14 protein-coding genes, 3 tRNA genes and 1 other RNA gene are annotated in these 19,254 nt (G+C 57.5%); 7 read left to right on the top strand and 11 right to left on the bottom strand.

From position 1 onward, the window contains the following. Nucleotides 1-207 precede the first annotated feature (207 nt). Nucleotides 208-2,064 carry a HAMP domain-containing methyl-accepting chemotaxis protein gene (locus HP15_RS06650; RefSeq protein ID WP_041645151.1) on the top strand — a complete coding sequence of 619 codons (1,857 nt, stop codon included), beginning with the start codon at nt 208-210 and terminating at the stop codon, nt 2,062-2,064. Nucleotides 2,065-2,136: 72 nt separating this feature from the next. Here the strand turns inward: HP15_RS06650 and HP15_RS06645 are convergent, their stop codons facing one another. From HP15_RS06645 to alaS, 9 genes are all read right to left on the bottom strand, one after another. Further along, nucleotides 2,137-3,531 (bottom strand): MBL fold metallo-hydrolase RNA specificity domain-containing protein, encoded by a 1,395-nt coding sequence (locus tag HP15_RS06645; protein ID WP_041645150.1) that lies wholly within the window; start codon nt 3,529-3,531, stop codon nt 2,137-2,139. A 13-nt stretch (nt 3,532-3,544) separates the two neighbouring features. Then, complete coding sequence (locus HP15_RS06640) at nt 3,545-4,507, bottom strand: LOG family protein (RefSeq protein WP_041645149.1); 963 nt, start codon at nt 4,505-4,507, stop codon at nt 3,545-3,547. Between the two features lie 192 nt (nt 4,508-4,699). Further along, nucleotides 4,700-4,842: non-coding RNA, RtT sRNA (locus tag HP15_RS21885), on the bottom strand. Between the two features lie 49 nt (nt 4,843-4,891). Then, nucleotides 4,892-4,968: transfer RNA gene (locus HP15_RS06635), tRNA-Arg, on the bottom strand. 25 nt (nt 4,969-4,993) lie between these two features. Then, nucleotides 4,994-5,070: transfer RNA gene (locus HP15_RS06630), tRNA-Arg, on the bottom strand. A 64-nt stretch (nt 5,071-5,134) separates the two neighbouring features. Then, nucleotides 5,135-5,224: transfer RNA gene (locus HP15_RS06625), tRNA-Ser, on the bottom strand. A gap of 126 nt (nt 5,225-5,350) precedes the next feature. After that, nucleotides 5,351-5,548 carry a carbon storage regulator CsrA gene (csrA, locus tag HP15_RS06620; protein ID WP_008172808.1) on the bottom strand — a complete coding sequence of 66 codons (198 nt, stop codon included), beginning with the start codon at nt 5,546-5,548 and terminating at the stop codon, nt 5,351-5,353. 189 nt (nt 5,549-5,737) lie between these two features. Next, entirely contained in the window at nt 5,738-6,976 is a 1,239-nt protein-coding gene (locus HP15_RS06615; RefSeq protein WP_014576751.1) for an aspartate kinase, read from the bottom strand. Nucleotides 6,977-7,081: 105 nt separating this feature from the next. After that, a complete protein-coding gene (gene alaS, locus HP15_RS06610) occupies nt 7,082-9,712 on the bottom strand; it encodes an alanine--tRNA ligase (RefSeq protein ID WP_014576750.1) in 2,631 nt (876 codons plus the stop codon). 141 nt (nt 9,713-9,853) lie between these two features. Between alaS and HP15_RS06605 the strand changes: the two genes are divergently transcribed. Next, the gene (locus HP15_RS06605; RefSeq protein ID WP_008172814.1) at nt 9,854-10,393 is read left to right on the top strand and encodes an RDD family protein; all 540 of its coding nucleotides are present in this window, start codon (nt 9,854-9,856) and stop codon (nt 10,391-10,393) included. A gap of 29 nt (nt 10,394-10,422) precedes the next feature. On the opposite strand, the gene lptG is transcribed toward HP15_RS06605, so the two are convergent. Next, nucleotides 10,423-11,484 carry an LPS export ABC transporter permease LptG gene (gene lptG / locus HP15_RS06600; protein WP_008172816.1) on the bottom strand — a complete coding sequence of 354 codons (1,062 nt, stop codon included), beginning with the start codon at nt 11,482-11,484 and terminating at the stop codon, nt 10,423-10,425. Next, nucleotides 11,471-12,580, bottom strand: coding sequence for an LPS export ABC transporter permease LptF (gene lptF / locus HP15_RS06595; protein WP_014576748.1), 1,110 nt, complete (start codon nt 12,578-12,580; stop codon nt 11,471-11,473). Before lptF ends, lptG begins: the two co-directional genes overlap by 14 nt. Nucleotides 12,581-12,822: 242 nt before the next feature. On the opposite strand from lptF, the gene HP15_RS06590 reads away from it, so the two are divergent. The 5 genes from HP15_RS06590 to HP15_RS06570 all read left to right on the top strand — a co-directional run bounded on the left by HP15_RS06590 (nt 12,823) and on the right by HP15_RS06570 (nt 19,221). Further along, nucleotides 12,823-14,316: a leucyl aminopeptidase gene (locus HP15_RS06590; protein ID WP_014576747.1), complete on the top strand. Its 1,494-nt coding sequence runs from the start codon at nt 12,823-12,825 to the stop codon at nt 14,314-14,316. After that, nucleotides 14,303-14,815 (top strand): DNA polymerase III subunit chi, encoded by a 513-nt coding sequence (locus tag HP15_RS06585; protein WP_014576746.1) that lies wholly within the window; start codon nt 14,303-14,305, stop codon nt 14,813-14,815. Before HP15_RS06590 ends, HP15_RS06585 begins: the two co-directional genes overlap by 14 nt. 83 nt (nt 14,816-14,898) lie before the next feature. Beyond that, nucleotides 14,899-17,751, top strand: coding sequence for a valine--tRNA ligase (locus HP15_RS06580; protein WP_014576745.1), 2,853 nt, complete (start codon nt 14,899-14,901; stop codon nt 17,749-17,751). A 5-nt stretch (nt 17,752-17,756) separates the two neighbouring features. Continuing rightward, nucleotides 17,757-18,650, top strand: coding sequence for a ketopantoate reductase family protein (locus HP15_RS06575; RefSeq protein ID WP_014576744.1), 894 nt, complete (start codon nt 17,757-17,759; stop codon nt 18,648-18,650). A gap of 13 nt (nt 18,651-18,663) precedes the next feature. Next, nucleotides 18,664-19,221 (top strand): cob(I)yrinic acid a,c-diamide adenosyltransferase, encoded by a 558-nt coding sequence (locus HP15_RS06570; protein WP_014576743.1) that lies wholly within the window; start codon nt 18,664-18,666, stop codon nt 19,219-19,221. Nucleotides 19,222-19,254: the final 33 nt, after the last annotated feature.

Raw genomic sequence — 19,254 nt, 5'->3', positions numbered from 1 at the left:
GCGAATGACTGCATTTCCGTATCAAATAAACTCGTCCAGAAACTATCTGTTACGGTATGCCTCTGGATTCTTTTGATAAAAGCGGCCTTAATAGTTGCAAATAAAAGATTCCAAATTTCCTCGGTGTATCAATTTCGTTTGCTGCCTCGTGCTAAAAATGAGGCAAAACCACGCTTTGATGCTGCCCTCAAGCAAGTAAGGACAACCATGACAGTCTCGAGCTTCTTCACCAACATGACCATCCGGACCAGATTGGCTGGCGGCTTTGCGGTTCTCCTGTTGCTGACCATCGTAGTTGGATTGGTAGGTGATCGGGCCCTGGAGAGCTATGGCCAACGTTCGAACATTGTTGCCATGCTCGGGCAGGTAAACACCAACCTGACCGAAGCCCGGGTTGAGGAGAAGAACTTCTTGCTGACCGGTGAGGCGCAGGCTGTTGCCCGAACTCAGGCCCAGGGCGACCGGGTTCTGGACCTGATAAGTAAGATCAAGCCACTACTCGTTGCACCCGCAGATATTGAAACCTTGGGACAGATTCAGACAGACGTAAAACAATACCAGCGGCTCATGGGCGAGGTTGAAACCAACATTGATGAACGGGACGCAGCGCTCGAACGCCTTGAAACCAGTGCCCGCATCTTCGGATCTTCCCTGAAGGCCCACAGCTCTCTGTTCTTTGCCTCCGCCATTTTTGAAGACATGCGCCGCTCGGAACGCAAATTCCTCATCGAGCAGGACGACGCCAGTGTGAAGGCGTATCTTGAGGACGCGAAAAGAGTCCAGGGCCCTCTGAAATCAGCGGCAATCACTGACGACGAGAAAAAGCAGATCAATGCAGCGCTCGACACTTACGTCAGCGAATTTCGAGCGGTTGTGGATCTGACCAACACGGGAGAGCAGCTGTCTGATGATATGGTCAGCACTGCGAGAAATGCCATCGAGCAGGCTAATGGCCTACGGGCGCTCCAGGCTCAGAAAATGGAGGCTGATCGTGAGCAGGCTTCCTGGTTGATCTTCGGCGCAACCGGTATCGCTCTTATTCTTGGCATCCTGATGGCCCTGCTCATTACCCGCGCCATCGTCTCCCCCGTTAACCAGGCAGTGAACATCGCCTCCGAGGTGGCTTCCGGCAACCTGACCGTAGATATCAAGGCCAGCGGTACCAACGAGATCGGACGACTGATGGCTGCCCTGGCTACCATGGTGACCAGCCTCCGGGAATTGGTAAGAAGTATTGAGTCGGGGGCGTCCAATATTGCAGCCTCGGCAGAAGAACTCTCAACTGTTACCAGCCAGACCAGCGATGGCATCAATCGTCAGAAGCAGGAAACCGATCAGGTTGCTACCGCCATGAACGAAATGACCGCAACCGTTAGTGAGATCGCCCGCAGCGCCGAACAGGCCTTTTCCGTGGCCGCCGATGCGGCCAGCCAGGCCAGCGACGGCGAGCGGGAAGTCCGCGCGACCGTGGATCAGGTCAACAATCTGGCACGCGAAGTCAGCCAGAGCATGGAGACCATCCAGGGACTCCAGAAAGAAACCGCCAACATCGGGACCGTTCTGGATGTGATCAAATCCGTCGCCGAACAGACCAACCTGCTGGCGCTGAACGCCGCTATTGAGGCAGCCCGGGCTGGTGAGCAGGGCCGCGGCTTTGCCGTGGTGGCCGATGAGGTGCGCTCTCTCGCACAGCGGACACAATCATCGGCCCAGGAAATCGAGACTCTGGTAACGTCACTTCAGAACAGCGCCGGTGACTCGGTGTCCGCGATGGAGTCCAGCACCACCATGGCCTCGAACACCCTTGAACGTGCCACGGCAACCGGAACGACCATTGAGCGCATTGCCCGTGCTGTGGAGGAGATCAAACAGTACAACAGTCAGATTGCCACAGCTTCCGAACAACAGACTTCGGTGGCCGAGGAAATCAACCAGAACATTACCAGCATTCGGGATGTTACCGATCAGTCCGCCGCCTCATCGAACCAGACCGCCAGCTCCAGCAGCGAACTGGCCAGACTCGGCAGCGATTTGCAGAATCTGGTCGCGCGATTCCGGCTGTAGGTTCCTGATAACAAAAAGGGGCACGCTCACCTCGCCCCCCTGGTTTTCTTGCACTTGGCAGTGGCCAGCAAACTAGAGGGAATACTCCTCGTGTAGGCCTGGCATGATGACCTCCGTGTTACTCAACTGCGCAGCAAACGACTCCATCGTATCTTGCTCGCCGTGGACCAGGAACGTTCGAGCCGGACTCCCGGTTCGACGGTGCCAGGCCAAGAGCTCATCGCGGTCGGCGTGGGCGGAAAATCCTCCAATGGTATGGATGTTGGCTCGTACCGGAATCTCCTCGCCGAACAGTCGAATTTCTTTGGCGCCATCCACGATGAGCCTCGCCAACGTGCCCCTGGCGGCAAAGCCCACGAACACGATACTGGAGTCCTTGCGCCACAAGTGATGTTTGAGGTGGTGACGAACCCTGCCACCCGTGCACATCCCGGAACCTGCCATTATGACGGCCCCACCTCCCAGCCGATTCAGAGCCATCGACTCGGACGTCTGACGCACGAAGTGGAGGCCGGGAAAATTAAAAGGATCGTGTCCTTCACTGAACAGTTCGCAGGCGTCTTTGTCATAGCACTCCGGGTGACGTCGAAAGATCTCTGTCGCAGAGATTGCCATCGGGGAATCCAGGAACACCTGAATTGATCCAGAGAGGCTTCCAGCCTTGATACCCTCCCGAAGGTAATAAAGAATCTCCTGGGCTCGTTCCAGGGCAAAGGTAGGGATGATGACATTTCCGCCAGCTGCGAACGTGCTGTTGATTGCCTCATAGAGCTCTTCAACGGATGGCCTCAGCGACTTGTGCAGACGATCGCCGTAGGTTGTTTCCATCACGACCACATCCACATCTGAAGGCGGATTCGGATCCCGCAGTATAGCGCGCCCCTGGTAGCCAAGGTCCCCGGAAAACAACACCCGCCTCTTTCTTCCTTCCTCTTCAAGTTCCAGCAAAACAGATGCGGAACCCAGAATATGCCCGGCATCAGAAAAAGTCGCCTGAACGCCCTTTCCAAGGGCTATAGCCTCCCCATACGTCGCTGTGCGCCCAAAATGATCGAGGCTGTTGAGCGCATCAAGCGTTGTGTATAGCGGGCCAGTCAGCTCTTCTTTATTGTGCCCGTGTCGAGCATGTCTTCGGGCCTGTCTCTCAGCCTCTTCTTCCTGAAGCCCTGCCGCATCCAGCATAACCAGCTTGGCCAACTCTCTGCTTGCAGCGGTGGTGATGATTTCGCCCCGAAAACCTCGATTCACCAGAAGCGGTATTCGACCGCAATGATCGAGGTGGGCGTGAGTGAGCAAAAGGTAATCTATATCAGCCGGATCAAAACCAAGCGGCGCCCGATTTTCTTCATTCAGTTCGTGCCCTCCCTGGTAAAGGCCGCAATCGATCAATATCTTCTGGCCGCCGCATTGGACCAGATGACATGATCCGGTTACGCCCAGATCGGCTCCGTGAAATGAAATTTCCATCAGCCTGTTTCCCTTAATTGTTGTTAGGCAGAGGGCTGCCGCTGGCCCGATGCCAGTGTCGGATTCCGTCCCATATTTCCTCAGCGGTTTCGGCATACCAGAACAATTCACGATCCTCTTCGTCGATCACACCCTCAGCGACAAGGAAATCGATATTCACTGCCTGGCGCCAAAACGATTCACCTACCAGAACGATCGGTAACGGCGCAATGGTCCGGGTCTGCACGAGTGTCAGCGTTTCGAACAGCTCATCCAGCGTGCCATAGCCCCCTGGAAAGGCAACGAGTGCTTTTGCCCGCTTCAGAAAGTGGAGTTTACGCATGGCAAAATAGTGAAACCGGAAACACAGGTCCGGGGTAATGTAGGGATTGGGAAACTGCTCATGGGGCAACGTAATATTTAGACCGACAGATTTGGCCCCCACGTCAAAAGCGCCCCGATTTGCCGCCTCCATGATACCCGGCCCACCGCCCGTAACCATCGTCACACGAGAATCCTCGGGGCCCTCCCCGCATTCCGCAACCAACCTTCCCAATCTCCTCGCTTCCTCGTAGTAACGGCTTTTCGATTCAATCGCCTTTGCCACTTGCAGACGACACTGGAGGTCCTCGTTTTCAGGGCTGCCCGCCGATGCCTCCTCGAGAGCTGCAACTTTACGGCGTGCCGCCTCGGGTTGATGCAGGCGAGTGCTACCAAACACTACGATGGTGTGCTCGATTCCATGCTTCTTAAGCAAAAGTTCGGGTTTCAGATAGTCAATTTGCAGGCGAACACCACGGGTGTCTTCCTCGTTGAGAAACTCAACATCGCGGTCCGCCTGACGATAACCCGGACTCGCAATCAGTGCCTGAACGCGCTCAAGTGCTTCCGGGTCGTCCTCCGCCGCTTTTGGCGTTTGCCAGGGCAAAGGCTCCTTTCGTTCGACTCGATGAACGGGGGGCGGTACGGACTTGTGGGGATCCCAATCTTTGGACATAAATCCAGTCAGCCAATCAGGGACTCATTGAGTCAATGCCCGCTCAAATGGCCTCTCAAGACGCACACGCCGAGAGGTTGATGGGCAAGGAGGTTTTACTAAATAAAGTAGTCAGGCGAGGTTATGCTGTCCATGGGTCAGCAGGAGATGCAAATAAAAAACCCCGCACGAGGCGGGGTTCTTTATTTGATATGGCGCGGCTGGGAGGATTATTCGGGCCTTAGGCCCTCACCCCTTCGGGGTCGCCGTCGCGTGGCTCCGGCGTTCCTCAACCCACTGCGTGGGTTTCGGTCGAACCTCTTATCGGTTCAAATCCTCCCAGCTATACAAAGCAAAACGCCTCAGCCTGTGAGGTTCACAAACTGAGGCGTCTTGATCTTAATATGGCGCGGCTGGGAGGATTCGAACCTCCGACCGCCTGGTTCGTAGCCAGGTACTCTATCCAGCTGAGCTACAGCCGCTTAAAACTTGTGGCAGGTTGATCGATGGCGCGGCTGGGAGGATTCGAACCTCCGACCGCCTGGTTCGTAGCCAGGTACTCTATCCAGCTGAGCTACAGCCGCACATTGATCACTTGCTGTGGTTGAGTGCTACTTCAACCTGTCTCGCTTTCCTCAAAAAAGGAAATGGCGGAGAGGGAGGGATTCGAACCCTCGGTACGATTGCTCGTACGGTTCCTTAGCAGGGAACTGGTTTCAGCCACTCACCCACCTCTCCTTGAGAACGGGGCGTATACTACCATAATTTTTCTGTTTTCATAGGGTTGACACGAGATTTTTCGGGCCCGTTTCCCCACACCATCAAAAAAGCCGTTCAGGTTTCCCTTGAACGGCTTTCTGTCTCTCAGCTGTTGCCGGGCTCGGGCTCTTCAGAGCCTTTTTCCGACTGAATCCGCTGGTAGATTTCTTCACGGTGTACCGCGACTTCTTTCGGGGCATTGACGCCAATGCGCACCTGATTGCCTTTCACTCCCAGGACGGTGACGGTGATATCGTCGCCGACCATCAGAGTTTCGCCCACGCGGCGAGTCAAAATCAACATATCCCTTACTCCCTATCCAGAGCTACCTGTTCCGATAAATGGTTTTTTGATCTATTTATTGCTTTTATAGTGGGATCACTTACTGATCTGTAGACGCACATTCCCTTATACGGTGCACGTTTGTCATAGGCTCAGTATATGATGCCCTTTTTTCGGAGGCCCCGCAGACCGACCTTTTATCTGCGGTTTTCAGGCCTCTTCCGATACCGCGGGCTTGTCCAGTTCAAATGCACTGTGAAGCGCGCGAACCGCAAGCTCAAGGTATTTCTCGTCGATCACCACGGAAATCTTGATTTCTGATGTGGAGATCATCTGGATATTGATTCCCTCGTTGGACAGCGCCTCGAACATCTGAGTTGCCACACCAGCGTGAGAACGCATACCGACACCCACGATGCTGACTTTGGCAATCTTGCTGTCGCCGGCCACTTCACGAGCGCCCAGTTCGTCAGCAACACGCTGAAGCACTTCTTTCGCACGCTTGAAATCATTGCGATGGACGGTGAACGTGAAGGCTGTGCGGTTATCCTCACCCACGTTCTGCACGATCATATCCACTTCGATATTGGCGTCACTCACCGGCTTCAGAATACGCAGCGCGCTGCCCGGGGTGTCCGGTACGCCGGCAATGGTCAGTTTGGCTTCATCACGGTTAAAAGCGATGCCGGAAACAACCGGTTGTTCCATGGCGTTTTCATCCTCAAGAGTAATCAGGGTGCCCTCGCCTTCCTGGAAGCTGGAAAGAACCCTTAATGGAACGTTGTATTTACCTGCAAATTCTACCGAGCGGATCTGGAGCACTTTCGAACCCAGACTCGCCATTTCAAGCATTTCCTCGAACGTAATCCGTTCAAGCCTGCGCGCAGTGTCGACAACCCTTGGGTCGGTTGTGTAGACACCGTCAACGTCAGTATAAATCTGGCATTCGTCTGCCCTGAGCGCTGCCGCCAGAGCCACCGCTGTGGTATCGGAGCCGCCACGCCCGAGCGTGGTGATGTTTCCACTCTCGTCGATGCCCTGGAATCCGGCAACCACAACCACTCGACCAGCATCCAGATCTTCGCGCATGCGCTGCTCATCGATCTGTTTGATCCGCGCCTTGGTATGGCTGCTGTCGGTCAGGATGCGCACCTGAGAACCGGTGTAGGACCGTGCTTCACAACCGAGCTTCTGCAGCGCCATGGACAGGAGCGCAATGGTTACCTGCTCACCAGTGGATACCAGCACATCCATCTCACGCGGTGTCGGCTCCTCCATGATGTTGTTGGCCAGGGCGATCAGCCGGTTGGTTTCACCGCTCATGGCGGAAACCACGACAACAACATCATGACCTTCCTTCCGAAAACGGCTCACCTTCTCGGCTACCGCTTCAATACGCTCGGTTGTTCCAACCGATGTGCCACCAAATTTCTGAACCAACAGAGCCATTATTTTCCCAATATCCGAAACGGGGACTCACAGCGGAGTGACACTCCGCCACTTAGAAGAAACGGGCGGGATTATAAACCCCAGCCCGCCGACAAAAACAGTTGCTTAAGCGATATTTTTCTCGACCCAGCCGGCAACACCCGCCAGGGCATCCTCCAGCTTGGATGGATCGTTGCCACCACCCTGAGCCATGTCGGGTCGCCCCCCGCCCTTGCCATCGACCTGGGCGGCCAGATGCTTCATGAGGTCCCCGGCCTTGATCCGGCCCGTGGCCGATTTTGTAACACCGGCAACCAGAGTCACCTTGCCATCTTCCACGCTGGCCAGAACCACAACGCCCTCGCCCAGCTTGTTCTTCAGCTGATCGGCCGTTTCCATCAGGGCCTTGCGGTCAGCACCTTCCAACTCGGAAGCCACCACCTTGAGCCCGCCGACGTCGACAGCGGTGCTGGCCAGATCGGTACCGGCCGAGGAAGCAAGTTTTGCCTTCAGCGCGTCCACTTCCTTCTCAAGCTGACGGTTGCGGTCAATCGTCTGCTGGACCTTTTCAATGACCGACTCGCGGGAGCCTTTCACCAGGCGGGCCGCCTCGCGAAGGGTACGCTCGGTGCCGTCGATCCAGTCCAGCGCGCCCATGCCGGTAACGGCTTCGATACGACGGACGCCGGATGATATGCCACTTTCAGAGGTAATACGGAAAAGACCAATGTCCCCGGTACGGGAAACGTGCGTACCACCACACAGTTCGACAGAGTAATTGTCGGTACCCATGCTGAGTACCCGAACCACATCACCGTACTTTTCCCCGAACAGCGCCATGGCACCCTTTTCCTGGGCCTTTTCCATGTCGGTAATTTCGGTCTGGACCGGGCTGTTTTCCAGGATCTGCTCGTTCACCTGGCGCTCAATCTCGCGAAGCTGCTCCGGAGTAACGGCCTCGAAATGGGAGAAATCGAAACGCAGTTTATCCGGATCCACCAGTGAACCTTTCTGGCTAACGTGCTCACCCAGTACCTTGCGAAGGGCCGCGTGCAGTAGGTGCGTAGCGGAGTGGTTACGCTTGGTTCGCTCGCGACGGGCGTGATCAATCCGCGCATCGACTTCCAGCCCCGGAAACAGCTCGCCCTCGATCAGGGTGCCAAGGTGCAGGTGGTTATCCCCTTCCTTTCGGGTGTCCGTTACCTTGAACCGGCCGCCGCTCCAGGTCAGCAGACCAGTATCGCCGACCTGGCCACCAGACTCGGCATAGAACGGCGTGCGCTCGAGCACCACAACGGCCTCATCACCGGCTTCGGCGGTCTTTTCCTCGCCGTTCACGATGACTGCACGGATTTTCTCGTGGCCGTCAATGTGCTCGTAACCGGTGAACTCGGTCTTGCCCTCAAGCTGCAGGCCCGCGGCGTTGTAGTCGATCCCGAATTTGCTGGCTGCCCGGGCGCGCTCGCGCTGACCTTCCATCGCCTTCTCATAACCTTCGTAATCCAGCGTCAGGCCTCGTTCGCGAGCGATGTCGTTGGTCAGGTCGACCGGGAAACCATAGGTGTCATAAAGCGTGAAGATTGTCTCACCCGGAATCTCGGTACCCTTGAGTTCGGCAATATCCTGCTCAAGCAGACGCAAACCCTTGTCCAGCGTCTTGGCAAACTGCTCCTCTTCCTGCAACAGAACCTTTTCAATCTGTTTGCGGCTGCTGACCAGCTGCGGGAAGGCCTCGCCCATCAGCTCGCACAGTGCACCGGTGAGTTTGTAGAAGAACGGCCCGGTTGCACCCAGCTTGTTGCCATGGCGGGCGGCGCGGCGAATGATACGGCGCAGCACAAAACCGCGCCCCTCGTTTGAGGGCATGACGCCGTCCGCGATCAGGAAGGCGCAGGAACGGATGTGGTCCGCGACCACGCGCAAAGATGCTTCCGTGGTTGCGGCACCGCCCAGAATCTGTGAGGCAGCTGCCAGCAAATCCTGGAACAGATCAATTTCATAGTTGCTGTGAACACCCTGCAGAACCGCCGTGATGCGCTCCAGACCCATGCCAGTGTCAACAGACGGCTTGGGCAGCTTCAACATCTCACCGTCAGCGGTGCGGTTGTACTGCATGAACACCACGTTCCAGATTTCGATGTAGCGGTCACCGTCCTCTTCCGGTGATCCGGGGGGACCACCAGCGACATCCGGGCCGTGATCGTAGAAGATTTCGGTGCAGGGACCGCAGGGACCGGTGTCCCCCATCTGCCAGAAGTTGTCTGAGGCGTAACGGCCGCCTTTGTTATCGCCGATACGGACGATACGGTCTGCCGGCACGCCGATTTCCTTGTTCCAGATGTCGAAGGCTTCGTCGTCTTCCGCGTAAACGGTAACCCAGAGTTTCTCCTGGGGCAGGTTCAGCCAGTTCTCGCCTGTCAGGAATGTCCAGGCGTAGTTGATGGCTTCCCGCTTGAAGTAATCACCGAAGCTGAAGTTGCCCAGCATCTCGAAGAAGGTGTGGTGACGGGCGGTGTAACCGACGTTTTCGAGGTCGTTGTGCTTGCCGCCAGCGCGGACACATTTCTGGGACGAGGTTGCCCGGGTGTAGTCGCGCTCTTCACGACCCAGGAACAGGTCCTTGAACTGGTTCATTCCCGCATTCGTAAACAACAATGTGGGGTCGTCCGCAGGTACCAGCGAACTACTTGGAACAATGGTGTGACCTTGCTGCTTGAAATAATCGAGGAATGCCTGTCGCAACTCTGCGGTTTTCATAGCCCTTTGATACCTTTCCAGAAACCCGACGGAAATGCCGCCCGGTCCGCGATTGAATACGGATACTTACATGCTTGTGCAAATCCGCTACTCTAGCACACGCCGAGAACAGGAAAAACGTGAAACATCACAGGAGATTCCATGCCCCGACGCTTCCATGACGCCGAGGAACTATTCCCACCAGCCACCGCCCTCAAACGTGCCCTTGCCATTATTTACGACGGTTTGATCAGCATTGCCGTGCTGCTTGTCGCTACCTGGGGATACACCATGGTGGCCGGCTGGATCACCGGCTGGGACAGGTACGAACAGATGGCCGAGGCAGGCCAGCTTTCCGGGGACCCGGGGCTGACGTTCACGTTGTTCCTCATCCTTTACCTGTTCTTTGCCTATTTCTGGACGCGCATTGGCCAGACCCTGGGGATGCAGGTCTGGCGGATTCGCATTGAAAACATTGATGGTACTTCGGTGAGCTGGAGCAAGGCGCTCAGGCGTTACGTGACGGCGGCGGCTGTGATCTTCCTGACACTTCTGGGAAGCTACTACCTCGGAGCTGCCACCCTGTTTCTGGGCATCCCGGCTATTGTTGCGCTGTTCTATCCGATCAATGGTCTGTCCATTACCGACCGCCTCTCTGACAGCGTGGTTGTATCCATACCCAAAGAAGCGACCAAAAAGTAATGGTTTAGCCGGTGGGATAGCAGGGCTGGTCAACCAGCCCGCCGCATCAGGATGCCACCAGCCACGGCGCTTACCGCGATGGGCACCAGCACCGCAAGCATTGGGTTGAACCCGTATACAAGGCTCATTGGCCCAAGAAAATCCTGCATATATTTGAACAGAAGCCCCACCAACAGCCCGGTAAACACCCGGAATCCCATGGTGACCGAGCGCAATGGCCCAAAGATGAAGGATATTGCCACCAGCACCATGACCGCCGTTCCCAGAGGCATGAGCGCCTTCTTCCAGAACGCCAGCCAATAGCGGGAGGCGTTCAGGCTTTGCTCGCCAAGATAGGTGGCGTATGTGTAGAGTCCGGTCATCGAAAGATTCTCGGGCTTCACGATCAACACGCTGAGAACGCCGGGCGAGAGGCCGGTTTCCCAGCGCAGGGTCCGGTCGTCAACCCGCACTGTCCGATCATCCTCGAAGCTCGTGGTGCGAACATTCTCGAGCAACCAGTGGTCGCCCTGATAAATCGCTCGCTCCGCAAAACTTGCGGCCAGCAGCTGCCGATCATCATCAAACTGGAAACGCGACACCCCATGCAGGACGCCATTCGGTTGCACGGCATTCAGATGGATGTATGAATCCCCTTCCTTGTGCCAGACCCCCGAAGCCGACGCCACGTTGCTACCGGCGCCCAATGCCACCGCCTTGTAACTCTGGGCCACACGCTCGGCAGGCGGAGCCAGATATTCGCCTATCAATACACCCAGAACCACGATAACCAGCGCCGGCTTCATTGCGGACCAGACAATACGCTTGAGCGATACGCCGGCAGCCCGTACAACCGTCAACTCCGAGGAACTGGCCATAGAACCCAGGCCCACCAGGCAACCCATGAAGGCACCCAGCGGCAGATAATCGTAGATTCGTCTTGGCAGGGTCAGAAAGACATACCAGAGTGCGTCCAGGATCTGGTAGTTGTTGCGGATGTCATCCAGTTCGGCGATGAACGCAAAAATGAGATCAAGGGACAACACCACCATCATCACGAGGAACATCGCGCCGCCAACCGAGCGCATTACATACCCGTCAATTTTGCGCACGAGCACCCCCATCCCGAATCAGGCGCCGGCGGTACAACCACGCGGGGCCGAACTGAAGCCATAGCCCGAAGCCGAGGAACAACGCGTGGACCCAGAGCATGCCCAGCCATTCCGGGACCTTGCCGGCCGCCAGCCAGTCCCGGGCTACAATGAGTAGGCCCAGATAAGTAATGTAGACAAGCATTGCCGGTAACAGATGAAAGAACCGGCCCTGGCGCGGATTCACGCGGCTCAGCCTCACTGCCAGCAACGTTACGATTGGCACGATGAGCGGCAGCGAAAATCGCCAGTGCAGCAACGCACGATCTTCCAGGCGGTCTGACTGCATCAGGCTCCAGGTACTGGCGCCCTCTTCCCGCTGCTTGGTGCCAGCCTCGCCGCCCTCGATCTTCAGACCGTAGGCTTCGAAATCGATCACATTGTAATTCAACTGGCCCGCGGCGCCCTCAAAGCGACCACCGTTTTCCAGAATGAGAAAACGGCTGCCGGTTTCCGGATCGATCAGCTGGGAGCCGGAATCTGCGGTTATGATCGTCAGGCCACGCCCGTCCGGTGCGTACTCGGCGATAAAAACGCCCTGCAACTGGCGTTTATCTTCACTCAAAGCCTCGGTGTAGGTCACCCGTCCGCCAGAGGAAAAATCCTGGAAGCGCCCGGGCGCAAGCATTTCAAACTCGGTTGCCTTTCGTTGTTCGTTCAGAATTTCCTGAACCTGATTCATTCCCCAGGGCGACACGTAAAGACTCATGGCACCGACAATGATCATCACTGGCAGACTGCCCAGAAGCGTTTTTCCCAACAGTGCCTTGTCACTCACCCCACAGGCGGACAGGACCGTCATTTCGCTTTCGAGATACATACGCCCATAGGCGAGCAGGATGCCGATGAACAACCCGAGGGGCAGAATCAGCTCAAGAAAACCCGGAAACCGGAAGGCCATGATCTCCAGCAGCACACCGGCCGAAATGCTGCCCTGGGCCGCACTGTCGAGATATTTCAGGAAACGGCCGCTCATAAACACCAGCAGCAGGATGCCCGAAACGGCAACCATGCTGATCATGATCTGGCGTATGAGGTAACGGAAAATGATGCTCAAATCGGTCTCTCTGGCGGTATCCGCTGAAACGTGGAGGTCGCTGGGAACTGCGCGTATTCTATGTAACCTTGGTGCCGAATGACAGAGTAGCGGCATTACACCGGCATGAAGGCACATACAGGCACGGAAGCGGCGCCAATCGCTTGATAATTTCCCCGCAAGCCCCAATGCTAGACTAGATCACAATCAAGAACGATTCCCGCCGCCGGCGGGAGCCTCGTGAACAATCAACAGGAGTTGCCATGAATTTCAGCCTGAGCAGTAAAGCCATCGCCAGCACCAAAGCAGACTGTCTCGTAGTTGGCTTGCCTGAGAAAGGCACCTGGCCCGATTCGACGAATCAGGCCGATGAGGCTCTGGGCGGGATGATCAAGACACTCCAGAAGGCCGGTGACCTGTCCGGCAAGAATGCCACGACGCTGACCATTCCCCTGACCGATCAGCCCTGGACTCGCCTGCTTGTGGTTGGTACTGGCAAGGATGAAGATCGCAGCCCCGCCAACTACCGTAAAGCGTTGATCGCGATGATGACCGCGCTCAAGGACGGTCCGTCCAAAAGCGTCGCGATCGCCCTCGCAGATACCCCTGTAACCGGCGAAGAAGCTGTGAGTTCTGAAGCAGCCCGCCTCAGCCTGATTGGCCGGACCCTTGAAGATCAGCTTTACACCTTCAGCGACTTCAAGAGCGAAAAACCCGCCGCCCGGAAGCTCAACAAAGCTATTGTGCATGCCTCCAGTGCCGGCAAGGCCCTCAAGGATGCCTTCAACCTCGGTCTGGCCACCGGCCGTGGTATGAATCTCACCCGGGATCTGGGCAACACGCCGCCCAACATCTGCCACCCGGAATGGCTGGCTCAGCAAGCCAAGAAGCTGGCTAAGGATTACGACTGCATCAAGACCGAAGTGCTTGACGAAAAGCAGATGGAAAAGATGGGCATGAACACCATCCTGGCCGTGGGCAAAGGCAGCACCCAACCGCCGCGACTGATCGTGATGGAATACCGTGGTGGCAAGGCCAAGGACAAGCCCCACGTACTTGTGGGCAAAGGTATCACCTTCGACACCGGCGGTATCAGCCTCAAGCCCGGCGAGGGCATGGATGAAATGAAGTACGACATGGGCGGCTCCGCCAGTGTCTTCGGCGCCATGAAAGTGCTCGCCGAAACTCAACCCAAGATCAACGTGGTGGCTGTGATTGCCGCAGCAGAGAACATGCCGGATGGCGGCGCTTCCCGCCCTGGCGATATTGTGACCACGCTCTCCGGCATGACTGTTGAAATCCTCAACACCGACGCCGAGGGGCGCCTGGTATTGTGCGATGCCCTCACCTATGTGAAGAAGTTTGACCCGGCCGCCGTCATCGATCTGGCAACCCTGACCGGCGCCTGCATCATTGCTCTTGGCAATCACGCCACCGGACTGCTGGCCAACAACGATGAGCTGGCCAATGAGCTCCTTGCCGCCGGCGAGCGTGCCGGTGACCGGGCATGGCGCCTGCCGCTCTGGGACGAATACCAGAGCCAGCTCGACAGCAACTTTGCCGACATGGCGAACATCGGTGGCCGCCCTGCAGGGACCATAACAGCGGCCTGTTTCCTTTCCCGCTTTGCCAAGGACTATCGCTGGGCGCACCTGGACATCGCCGGCACCGCCTGGCACTCCGGCAAAGCCAAGGGCTCATCCGGTCGCCCGGTGCCCATGCTGGTCGACTACCTGATGTCCCATGCAGGAAAGTAAGCCCTCCAGCTCCTCGGAGACCGGCAGCCCAGCTGCCGGCCACTCCGGACAGGAAGACCGGAACCAGCGCTACTGGTTTCACATCCTTGCCCAGAACACGCCCGCCGCCCGCAATCTCCACGCTGCAAAACTCGTGGACAAAGCCTGGCAGCAAGGCGACCGCGTGTGCGTCGTGTGCGATACCATGCAACACGCAGAAGAGCTGGACGACCTGCTCTGGAACTTCAGCCCGGACGCATTCATCCCCCATAGCGTTGTTCCGGACTCTGCCACAACCTGCTCCGACCCCGTTGGCATTCTGCTTTGCCCGCCGGCGCCAGAGGATTGGGATACCGTGATCATTCTCTCCGCAACCTTGCCGGCGGATGCCGACCGTTTCAAGCGACTGGCCCTGGTTGCCCATAACGACCCGAATGTTCTTAATCAGGCGCGGTCACACTTCAAGCAATTGCGGGCACTGGGGATTGAACCCCGGATGCATGATCAGAGGAAGCGTTAGGTTCGCCGCAAACAGGGCGACCATGTATAATCGTGCGTCTCAATTTTCCCTTGTGAATCAACCAACGGTCACTGCAGAACCCCATGGAAAAAACCTACCAGCCAGAAAACATCGAGCGCCAGTGGTACGAAAACTGGGAATCCAAAGGGTACTTCCGCCCCAGCGGTGAAGGCCAGTCCTACAGCATCGCGATCCCGCCGCCCAACGTAACCGGCAGCCTGCACATGGGCCACGCGTTCCAGCACACCATCATGGACACCCTCACCCGCTTCAAGCGTATGCAGGGCCGTAACGCACTGTGGACGGTTGGTACCGACCACGCCGGCATTGCCACCCAGATGGTGGTTGAGCGCAAACTCGCTGCGGAAGAAGACAAGACCCGCCACGATCTGGGCCGGGAAGAATTCATCAAGCGCATCTGGGACTGGAAAGAGCACTCCGGGGGCACCATCACCCGCCAGATCCGCCGCCTTGGCAATTCCGTGGACTGGGACAACGAACGCTTCACCATGGACGACGGCTTCTACAAAGCCGTTCAGGAAGTGTTTATCCGCCTGTACGACGAGGGACTTGTCTATCGCGGCAAGCGGTTGGTGAACTGGGACCCGAAACTGCACACCGCCATCTCCGATCTGGAAGTGGAAAACAAGGAAGAAAAGGGCTTTTTCTGGCACCTGCGTTACCCGCTGGCTGACGGCACGCAAACCCAGGATGGCAAGGATTACCTGATCGTAGCCACTACCCGGCCGGAAACCATGCTCGGTGACACGGCCGTGGCCGTGCATCCAGAAGACGAGCGTTATCAGCACCTGATTGGCAAGCACGTGATGCTGCCGCTGGTGAACCGTCGTATCCCCATCGTTGCCGACCATCACGCCGATCCGGAGAAAGGCTCCGGTTGCGTGAAGATCACGCCGGCCCACGACTTCAACGACTATGCCGTGGGCAAGCGCAACAACCTGCCGATGATTAACGTCATGACCCAGAACGCCAACATCCGCGACGTGGCCGAGGTGTTCAATGCCGACGGCACCGAAAACACCGAACTCGATGGCACCATGCCGGGTGCCTACGCTGGTCTGACCCGCGAGGCGGCGCGCAAGCAAATTGTTGCCGATATGGAGGCCGAGGGGCTGGTCGAGAATATCGAGGACCATGTGCTCAGCGTCCCCCGCGGTGACCGGTCGGGCCTGATTATCGAGCCCATGCTCACCGACCAGTGGTTTGCCGATGCCAAGACCCTGGCCAAGCCGGCCATTGAAGCGGTGGAAGACGGTCGTATCCAGTTCGTACCCAAGCAGTACGAGAATATGTACTTCGCCTGGATGCGCGATATCCAGGATTGGTGCATCTCGCGCCAGCTCTGGTGGGGCCACCGCATTCCGGCCTGGTACGACGCCGACGGCAATATCTACGTGGGCCGCAGCGAAGATGAAGTGCGCCAGAAGCACAACCTGGACGCCAATGTCGCCCTCGAGCAGGATGAAGACGTTCTTGATACGTGGTTCAGCTCTGCCCTGTGGACGTTCGGCACCCTGGGCTGGCCAGAGATCACCGAGCGCCTGAAAACCTTCCATCCGACCGACGTGCTGGTCACCGGCTTCGACATCATTTTCTTCTGGGTCGCCCGGATGATCATGATGACCATGCACTTCATGAAGAACGAAGACGGCACCCCCCAGGTACCCTTCCATACCGTCTATGTCACCGGCCTTATCCGTGATGAGCACGGGGACAAGATGTCCAAGTCCAAGGGCAACGTGATCGACCCGCTGGACATGATCGACGGCATCAGCCTGGATGACCTGCTGGAGAAACGAACCGGCAACCTGATGCAGCCCAAGCTGGCAGAGAAAATCGGCAAGCGCACCAAAAAGGAATTCCCGGAGGGTATCACCGCCCACGGCACCGATGCCCTGCGCTTCACCCTTGCCGCCATGGCAACGACCGGCCGCGACATCAACTGGGACATGAAGCGCCTGGAAGGCTACCGCAACTTCTGTAACAAGCTCTGGAACGCAGCCCGCTACGTGTTGATGAACACCGAAGGCGAAGACTGTGGTGTGAATGACGAGCCCGTGGAACTGTCTCTGGCAGACCGCTGGATCATCAGCGAGCTGCAAAGCTGCGAGCAGGACGTGATCCGTCACCTGGACCAGTACCGCTTCGATCTGGCGGCCTACGCGCTCTATGAGTTCATCTGGAACGAATACTGCGACTGGTATCTGGAACTGTCCAAGCCTGTGCTCAGTGATGAAGACGCCAGTGCCGAAGCCAAACGTGGCACCCGTCGCACCCTGGTGCGCGTACTGGAATCCGTTCTGCGCCTGGCGCACCCGATGATGCCGTTTATCACCGAGGAAATCTGGCAGCGGATCGCGCCCCTGGCCGGCAAGACCGGCGACAGCATCATGCTGCAGGCCTACCCGCAACCGGATGCCACCAAGCAGGATTCAGCGGTTACCGCTGATATTGAATGGCTCAAGGGCGTGATCGTTGCCGTGCGGAACATCCGGGGCGAAATGAACATCTCGCCGGCGAAGAAGATTCCGGTATTGCTGCGCGGCAAAGACGCCGAGGATCAGCGCCGCATGAATGACAATCGCCAGTTCCTGAGCTCCCTGGCCAAGCTGGAGAGCCTCGACTGGTTTGAGGGTGACAAAGCCCCCATGTCTGCCACTCAACTGGTGGGGGACATGGAAGTACTGGTCCCCATGGCCGGCCTGATTGACAAGGATGCCGAACTCAAGCGTCTGGACAAGGAGCTGGAACGCCTGCAGAAAGAGATCGGTCGCCTGGAGGGTAAACTGGGTAACGAGAAGTTCACGGCCAAGGCTCCAGCCGAGGTGGTCGAGAAGGAACAGGAAAAACTCCGGGACGCCCAAAGCAGCCAGGCCCGCCTGAGCCAGCAAAGGGCCGATATCGAGGCCATGTAACCGGCATGATCGGTATTCTCGGTGCAGGCTCTCTGGGCAGGCTCTGGGGCGCAATGCTACCCAACGGTTGCGTTGCCTTCGTGGCCAGACCGGGCGAGACCACCGACTCAAGCGTCGATTACCGTTTCCGGCCCTTTGAGGGGCCGGAATCCTCCATACAGATTCCCTTCCTCAGGACCGGCGACACGCCGGACCTGATGCTGGTAACAACCAAGGCCGGTGATACCCTGAGCGCCGTGGCAGGCGTGATCGACCAATTACCCTTTGACACCCCCATCCTGCTTTTCCAGAACGGACTGGGCAGCCAGCAATCTGTCGCCGAGCGGTGGCCGGAGCGCCCGATCCTGGCCGCCAGCACCACCGAGGGCGCAAATCGACCTGAACCGGGGCTTCTCGTCCATGCCGGTACCGGCGATACCTGGGTGGGTCCGCTGACGGAGCAGGCCAGATTCTCGGTGGACCGCGCGGTCGCCATGCTGGAAGACTCCGGCCTGGCCATTCATCGGGAGCCGGCCATCCTCCAGCGACTCTGGCAGAAACTGATCATCAATGCGGGCATCAATCCCTACACCGCGATCCTGAACTGCCCCAATGGCGACATCCTGTCTGCAGGGCTATATCAGGACACCATCGAGGAACTTTGCCGGGAATTGTCAGAGCTGATGAGCGCCGCCGTCCAGATTACGGAAACACCGGATTCCCTGCGCCAACGCATTGAACAGGTCGCTCAAAACACCGCCGGCAACACATCGTCGATGCGTGCCGATGTTCTCCGGAAACGCCAAACCGAGATAGACTTTATCAACGGGTATCTGGCAAAACTCGGAAAAGAACTCGGTATCGACACGCCGGTGAACCAAATGCTGACCGAACGGGTACAACAACTGTCGTCACATTAACAGGAGCAGACTGATGGGCAACCGCCTTTCCAAGATTTACACCCGCACCGGAGACGATGGCTCCACGGGCCTGGCCGATGGCAACCGGATTGCCAAGAATGCCCAGCGAGTTGAAGCCATGGGCACCGCTGATGAACTCAACTGCCATATCGGGTTGCTAATCGAAACCTTGGACAGCGACGACGAACTGGTGGAGAGCCTGCGCCGCATTCAGCATCATCTGTTTGACCTGGGGGGCGAATTTGCCATCCCCGGCAGCCGTGTGATTGGTGACGAACACATCGAATGGCTGGAAGGCACCCTGGACCGGCACAACGAAGGCCTGCCACCGCTGAAGAATTTTGTCCTGCCCGGCGGCAGTCCCGGCGCCGCCCAATGTCACCTTGCCCGGGCGGTCTGCCGTCGTGCAGAGCGGGTTGTCGTCGCCCTCGGCCATGAGGACTCGATCAACACCGCTTCCCGACACTACCTGAACCGTCTATCGGATCTGTTGTTTGTCATCGCCCGCGTACTGGCCCGGCGCGAGGGTGGCGAAGAGATTCTCTGGGAACAAAAAAAATCCGGCCTCTGAGGGCCGGATTTTTTATGCGCCTGATCGCGCGCA

Origin of the sequence: Marinobacter adhaerens HP15, from assembly GCF_000166295.1 — a bacterium.
In the GTDB taxonomy this organism is placed as follows: Bacteria; Pseudomonadota; Gammaproteobacteria; order Pseudomonadales; family Oleiphilaceae; genus Marinobacter; species Marinobacter adhaerens.
This window is presented reverse-complemented; position numbering and strand designations above follow the sequence as displayed.

What these genes read in the sequence shown, in the direction of transcription:
- HP15_RS06650 (WP_041645151.1), top strand. Translation starts at nt 208, where the DNA reads ATGACAGTCTCGAGCTTCTTCACCAACATGACCATCCGGACCAGATTG.
- HP15_RS06645 (WP_041645150.1), bottom strand. Translation starts at nt 3,531, where the DNA reads ATGGAAATTTCATTTCACGGAGCCGATCTGGGCGTAACCGGATCATGT.
- HP15_RS06640 (WP_041645149.1), bottom strand. Translation starts at nt 4,507, where the DNA reads ATGTCCAAAGATTGGGATCCCCACAAGTCCGTACCGCCCCCCGTTCAT.
- csrA (WP_008172808.1), bottom strand. Translation starts at nt 5,548, where the DNA reads ATGTTGATTTTGACTCGCCGCGTGGGCGAAACTCTGATGGTCGGCGAC.
- HP15_RS06615 (WP_014576751.1), bottom strand. Translation starts at nt 6,976, where the DNA reads ATGGCTCTGTTGGTTCAGAAATTTGGTGGCACATCGGTTGGAACAACC.
- alaS (WP_014576750.1), bottom strand. Translation starts at nt 9,712, where the DNA reads ATGAAAACCGCAGAGTTGCGACAGGCATTCCTCGATTATTTCAAGCAG.
- HP15_RS06605 (WP_008172814.1), top strand. Translation starts at nt 9,854, where the DNA reads ATGCCCCGACGCTTCCATGACGCCGAGGAACTATTCCCACCAGCCACC.
- HP15_RS06590 (WP_014576747.1), top strand. Translation starts at nt 12,823, where the DNA reads ATGAATTTCAGCCTGAGCAGTAAAGCCATCGCCAGCACCAAAGCAGAC.
- HP15_RS06585 (WP_014576746.1), top strand. Translation starts at nt 14,303, where the DNA reads ATGCAGGAAAGTAAGCCCTCCAGCTCCTCGGAGACCGGCAGCCCAGCT.
- HP15_RS06580 (WP_014576745.1), top strand. Translation starts at nt 14,899, where the DNA reads ATGGAAAAAACCTACCAGCCAGAAAACATCGAGCGCCAGTGGTACGAA.
- HP15_RS06575 (WP_014576744.1), top strand. Translation starts at nt 17,757, where the DNA reads ATGATCGGTATTCTCGGTGCAGGCTCTCTGGGCAGGCTCTGGGGCGCA.
- HP15_RS06570 (WP_014576743.1), top strand. Translation starts at nt 18,664, where the DNA reads ATGGGCAACCGCCTTTCCAAGATTTACACCCGCACCGGAGACGATGGC.